Annotated in this window: 6 protein-coding genes; all 6 read left to right on the top strand. The window is 38.5% G+C overall.

The genetic code is table 11. From position 1 onward, the window contains the following. Nucleotides 1-296: IS3 family transposase (locus BM000_RS14965; RefSeq protein ID WP_143063920.1), on the top strand; the 296-nt coding region annotated here is incomplete at its 5' end. 127 nt (nucleotides 297-423) lie between these two features. Continuing rightward, entirely contained in the window at nucleotides 424-3,063 is a 2,640-nt protein-coding gene (polA, locus tag BM000_RS14960; RefSeq protein ID WP_091499941.1) for a DNA polymerase I, read from the top strand. A 17-nt stretch (nucleotides 3,064-3,080) separates the two neighbouring features. Next, nucleotides 3,081-3,911 carry a DNA-formamidopyrimidine glycosylase gene (gene mutM, locus BM000_RS14955; RefSeq protein ID WP_091499940.1) on the top strand — a complete coding sequence of 277 codons (831 nt, stop codon included), beginning with the start codon at nucleotides 3,081-3,083 and terminating at the stop codon, nucleotides 3,909-3,911. A gap of 99 nt (nucleotides 3,912-4,010) precedes the next feature. Beyond that, nucleotides 4,011-4,637 carry a sporulation membrane protein YtaF gene (gene ytaF, locus BM000_RS14950; RefSeq protein ID WP_091499951.1) on the top strand — a complete coding sequence of 209 codons (627 nt, stop codon included), beginning with the start codon at nucleotides 4,011-4,013 and terminating at the stop codon, nucleotides 4,635-4,637. A 26-nt stretch (nucleotides 4,638-4,663) separates the two neighbouring features. Further along, nucleotides 4,664-5,260 carry a dephospho-CoA kinase gene (gene coaE / locus BM000_RS14945; RefSeq protein WP_091499938.1) on the top strand — a complete coding sequence of 199 codons (597 nt, stop codon included), beginning with the start codon at nucleotides 4,664-4,666 and terminating at the stop codon, nucleotides 5,258-5,260. A 271-nt stretch (nucleotides 5,261-5,531) separates the two neighbouring features. Then, on the top strand, nucleotides 5,532-5,909 hold the full coding sequence (speD, locus tag BM000_RS14940; protein ID WP_091499936.1) for an adenosylmethionine decarboxylase: 378 nt from the start codon (nucleotides 5,532-5,534) through the stop codon (nucleotides 5,907-5,909). The last annotated feature ends 91 nt before the right edge of the window (nucleotides 5,910-6,000 follow it).

Genomic DNA, 6,000 nt, shown 5'->3' with positions numbered 1-6,000 from the left:
ACCCTCTTATCCATAGTGACCGTGGATTCCAATATACCTCTAAAGGCTTCAAACGTAAGCTAGATGCGGCAAAGATGACACAAAGCATGTCACGAGTGGGTCGTTGTATTGATAATGGACCCATGGAGTCCTTTTTTGGGACACTGAAATGTGAGAAGTATTATTTACATAAATATAAGACATTTGAGGAACTTACTACCGCGATAGATGCGTACATCCATTTTTATAATCATGAAAGATACCAAAAAAGATTAAACGGCCTTAGCCCTATGGAATATAGAGCGATGGCCGCATAAATCTTTTTTATTATTTCCACTGTCTACTTGACAGGGGGCAGTTCAAAAGGTAATTTCGTGTTTTTTTATTAATTGATTAAAACATGGTAAACTAGATAGAAAGAAGAAGGAGAAAAGGAGATCATTTATGACAACTAAGCAAAAACTAGTGCTGATTGATGGTAATAGTATATTATATCGAGCTTTCTTTGCATTACCATTACTGAGTAATGATAAAGGTGTATACACAAACGCCGTGTTTGGCTTTACCAAAATGCTACTTAAAGTATTGGCGGATGAGAAACCGACACATATGTTGGTCGCTTTTGATGCAGGGAAAACAACATTTCGCCATAACACGTTTAAAGACTATAAAGGTGGTAGACAAAAAACCCCACCCGAGTTATCTGAGCAATTTCACTTAGTTAAAGAAGTACTTGAGGCGAGCTTAATTAAACATTACCAGCTTGAGCAATATGAAGCAGATGATATCATTGGTACATTAGTAAAGCAGGCTGTTAATGCCGGTGTTGAGGTTCAAGTCATTAGTGGTGATAAGGATATGCTTCAACTTGTCTCAGAGCAGACAAACGTTCAAATTACCAAAAAAGGCCTAAGTGAGGTTGACGTCTACACACCTGCTTTTCTGTATGAGAAATTAGAACTAAGAGCAGATCAAATTATTGATATGAAGGCACTAATGGGTGATAGCTCTGATAATGTGCCCGGTGTTCCTGGAGTAGGAGAGAAAACGGCGATTAAATTACTTAAGCAATTTGGCACCCTTGATGATATCTATCATAATCTTGATCAAGTAAGTGGGAAAAAGTTGAAAGAAAAATTAGTAGAGCACAAAGAGTCTGCTTTTATGAGCAAAGCGTTAGTTACCATTAATCAGCACTCACCGATTGAAATAGGGTTAGCTGACGTCACATACTCAGGTAACCAGTCCAGTAAGTTGCTACCTTTATTTAAAGAGCTAGGCTTTCAATCATTAATTAGCACAATTAGTAGTGATGATGATCAAGCTAACGAACAGGCTGAGCTTTCTAAACTTGAAGTGGTTCGTGTCGATGCGATTAAACAGATCCCGTTCACTGGACACGAATCATTCGTCGTTGAGATGGTGGAGGATAACTATCATAATGCGACAATCATTGGTTTTGCAATTGCCAATGAGAAGGAGAATTATTTTATCTCAACTGATACAGCTTTAGCATCTGACGATTTTAAGCAATGGCTAGAAGATCCAACGATGAATAAAATAACGTTTGACTCAAAACAAGTAACAGTTGCCTTATTAAGGTACGGAATCAAGGTGAAGGGCTTGACCTTTGATCTATTGTTAACTTCTTATTTAATTAACCCATCTGAAAATAATCATGATATTCCAGCTATTAGTCATCGGTTAGGCTACGAAGCAGTTTTGTATGATGAAGAAGTTTATGGTAAAGGGGCAAAGTTAACCATTCCTGAAGAACCTAAACTAGCTGATCATTTGGCAAGAAAGGCTAAAGCATTGTATATTTTAAAGGAGAAAGCAGAGACGATTCTCAAAGACAATCAGCAGGTTGAACTCCTAAAAGAGCTTGAATTGCCTTTAGCGGTTATTTTAGGCGGAATGGAAGCAACAGGGGTTGCTGTTGATCGAGAGCAGCTTGAAGTTATGCAGGTTGAATTGAAGGACCGCTTAGCTGCTATTGAGCAGGAAGTGCATCAGCTTGCAGGTGAGGCGTTTAACTTGAACTCACCAAAGCAACTAGGCCCGATCTTATTTGAAAAGCTAGAACTACCTGTGATAAAGAAAACAAAAACAGGTTATTCAACATCGGCGGATGTACTCGAACAGCTTGCGGATAAGCATCCAATTATCGAGAAGCTCTTACTGTATCGGCAATTAGGTAAATTACAATCCACATATATTGAGGGCTTATTAAAAGTGATTCATCAGGATGGCAAGATTCATACCCGTTTTAATCAAGCCTTAACGCAAACTGGACGGTTAAGCTCAATTGATCCTAATTTGCAAAATATCCCAATAAGGCTTGAAGAAGGTAGAAAGATTAGAAAGGCCTTTATTCCAAGTGAGCAAGATTGGTTAATCTTCGCTGCTGACTATTCTCAAATAGAATTACGCGTGCTTGCCCATATCGCTAATGATGATAAGCTCATTACAGCATTTCAAGAGGATCGTGATATTCATACTCAAACAGCAATGGATGTCTTTCATGTTGCAGCTGAGCAGGTCGATAGCTTAATGCGTCGGCAAGCAAAAGCGGTTAACTTTGGGATTGTTTATGGCATAAGTGACTACGGCTTGTCACAAAATCTAGGAATTACGCGGAAAGAAGCGAAGGCTTTTATCGATCGTTATTTGGAGAGTTATCCAGGTGTACAAGCCTATATGAAGGATATTGTCGTACAAGCGAAGCAGGATGGTTATGTCACAACCTTAATGCAGCGCAGGCGCTATCTTCCTGAGATATCCAGCCGAAACTTTAATTTGCGTAGCTTTGCTGAGCGCACGGCAATGAATACACCTATTCAGGGAAGTGCAGCAGATATTATTAAGAAAGCAATGCTTCATTTAAGTGAAGCAATTAAGAATCAAGGCTTACAGTCCCGATTGTTGCTACAAGTTCATGATGAGTTAATCCTTGAAGCGCCAAAAGAAGAAATTGATATTTTAAAGAAGCTTGTCCCTGAAACAATGGAGCAGGCTGTGAAATTAGCAGTGCCGCTAAAAGTAGATTACGCTTATGGCGAATCATGGTACGATGCTAAATAAGCAAAGGGGAAGAGGAAATGCCTGAATTACCAGAAGTAGAAACGGTGCGCCAAACCTTAAGGCAGCTCGTGCTAAATGAAACAATAGCCACGATAGATATTCATTGGCCCAAAATAATTAAACAACCAGACGATGCCAAAAAGTTTCAAGCGCTATTAACCAATGAAACGATATTAGAGATTGATCGTAAAGGTAAGTTTCTAATTTTTGAATTAGATCATTATTCACTCGTATCTCACTTGCGCATGGAAGGCAAATATGCAGTTCACCCATCAGAGGAGGAAGCTGATAAACATACCCACATCTTGTTCCATTTTAATAGTGGCAAGAGTCTCCATTATCATGATGTTAGAAAATTTGGTACGATGCATGTTTTCAAGAAAGGTGATGAACGTGTTAATCGGCCCCTTAATCAATTAGGACCTGATCCATTTGAGCACCACTATAATTTAGAGAATTTAGCTCCTAAAATAACGAGAAGTCAACGGGTTATTAAGAATATCTTGCTCGATCAAGCTGTCATTGCAGGCTTAGGGAATATTTACGTTGACGAAGCATTATTTCGTGCTCAAATTCATCCGCTTAGAACAGGGGCATCATTGACGCGAACTGAAATAGCGACTATCTTACAAGAAGCAAAAGCGACAATAACGGAGGCTGTAAAACAGGGTGGGACTACTATTCGAAGTTATCTGAATAGTCAGGGTCAAATGGGTATGTTTCAACAACAGCTCTATGCTTATGGGCAAACTGGAAAACCATGCATGCGCTGTGGCAATCAAATTGAAAAAATTAGAGTCGCAAACAGGGGTACCCATCTCTGTCCTAGCTGTCAACAAACAAGTTAGCCTAAAATAGGAAGAATTTCTAATCTTCACATCTTATTTCAAGTGCCCATATACTAATCTGAGTTTTATTATAGAAACTTGGAGAGGGTGCTTGTGGAGATGATGAATATACTCTCCTTAATTATTTTAGCTGTTGCTGTTAGCCTTGATAGCCTTATGGTTAGCTTTGGCTATGGGTTGAAGAAATTGCGACTTCCGGCCAACGTCGTGGTTTGGATCGGAATCTGCTCAGGTGTGATCTTTGGTCTGTCCATGATGCTAGGTCAACTACTGACGCTTGTACTAACAGAACAATTTACCCGATACTTAGGTGCTGCTTGTTTATTTGGGTTAGGCTGCTATAGTTTCTTTACCTTTGATCAGCCAGAACCAAAAAGACAAGTACAAAGAAAATACCGTTTTGAATTAAAAAGTATCGGCCTAGTTATTGAAATTTTAAAGCAGCCTTCATTAGCGGATTTAGACCATTCCGGTCATATTTCCGGAGTGGAAACTTTTTGGTTAGCACTAGCATTATCAATTGATGCCGTTGCTGCTGGTATGGGTGCTTCTTTAGCTGGTGTATCGCTTTGGGCATCTGTGGTCATTTCTGTAACAACAATGCTTTTTTTAACTCTTGGTATTCGCCTTGGTGAGAAGTGTGCCATCAAAGCACTACCAAGTCTAATTCGCTATCTCCCAGGACTGTTACTAATCATGCTTGCAATTAGCAGGCTTATATTCTAGAAATTGAACTAAAGAAGGTGGCATAGATGGCTATTGTTATCGGATTAACAGGAAGTATTGCAACGGGGAAAAGTACGATTGCTCAACTCTTTATTGAAGCACACATTCCTGTGGTTGATGCAGATCAAATCGCGCGCGAAATTGTTGAACCAGGAAAAAAAGCATATTACGATATTATTACCACATTTGGAGACAAGATATTAGTAGCTGATGGCACGATTAATCGTAAGCAGTTAGCTAAGCTTATTTTTAATAACCAGGAGAGTCGAGCAGCATTAAATGAAATCGTTCATCCCATTATTTTTGATGAGCTAAAGATGAGAAAAGAGCAATTGGTCAAGAAACATCATCCAATCGTAGTTTTAGATATTCCATTGCTGTTTGAAAGTAAGCTGACTCATTTAGTAGACTGTGTTGTCGTTGCCTATACAACCCCTGATAACCAATTAGCCCGTTTAATGGCGCGTGATCAAATAGATGAGCAAGCTGCTAGAAAAAGAATAAATGCACAGCTTAGTATTGACCAAAAAAAAGCATGGGCTGACTATATTATTGATAACAATGGGACAAAATTGGCTACTAAAAAGCAATTTGATTTGCTGTTAGCGTTATTATTACCTTAGGGTTAACGTTTTGTCATTGGTTATTGCTTTTTTAATTTTCTGTCATTAAACAAAAAAATAAAAAAAGTTATAAAAAATCTTGCCAAACCCTCAATTTCGATATATACTTTTTCTGCATGTGCATAAATTGATTATCTTTGTACATGTTATATTTAGCAGCAGGAAAATGATCCTCTGATTGCTTAAAGGGTTAGGACCTCTTTGGACTAACTTTCCCCCGTGGCAAACCAGACATCATTTTTGATTACGTAAAAATGGGGGAGTGTTTATTATGGATACAATGGGAAGACATGTAATTGCTGAAATGTGGGATTGTAACATTGAGATTTTAAATGATATGGGAAGAATAGAACAAATTTTTGTTGATGCAGCGCTTAAAGCTGGTGCTGAAGTAAGAGAAGTTGCCTTTCATAAATTTGCGCCACAAGGTGTTAGTGGTGTGGTTATTATTTCGGAGTCTCATTTAACCATTCATAGCTTTCCTGAGCATGGCTATGCAAGCATTGATGTTTACACATGTGGCGATATAATTGATCCAAATGTTGCATGTAATTATATTGCAGACAGCCTACAATCTAAGAAGCTAGAGAAGGTTGAAGTTCCTCGAGGGCTTGGACCAATTAAAGTGCCTGTTCAAGAAGCACTTTAATAACCTTTTAATTTAAATAAAGACACGAGCATTTAGAATATCCGTTTTCTGCTTGGACTATTTCTTTTTAGTCAAACAGAACTGGCATATT

The sequence above is a fragment of the Amphibacillus marinus genome (genome assembly GCF_900110345.1).
Lineage (GTDB): Bacteria > Bacillota > Bacilli > Bacillales > Amphibacillaceae > Amphibacillus_D > Amphibacillus_D marinus.
This window is presented reverse-complemented; position numbering and strand designations above follow the sequence as displayed.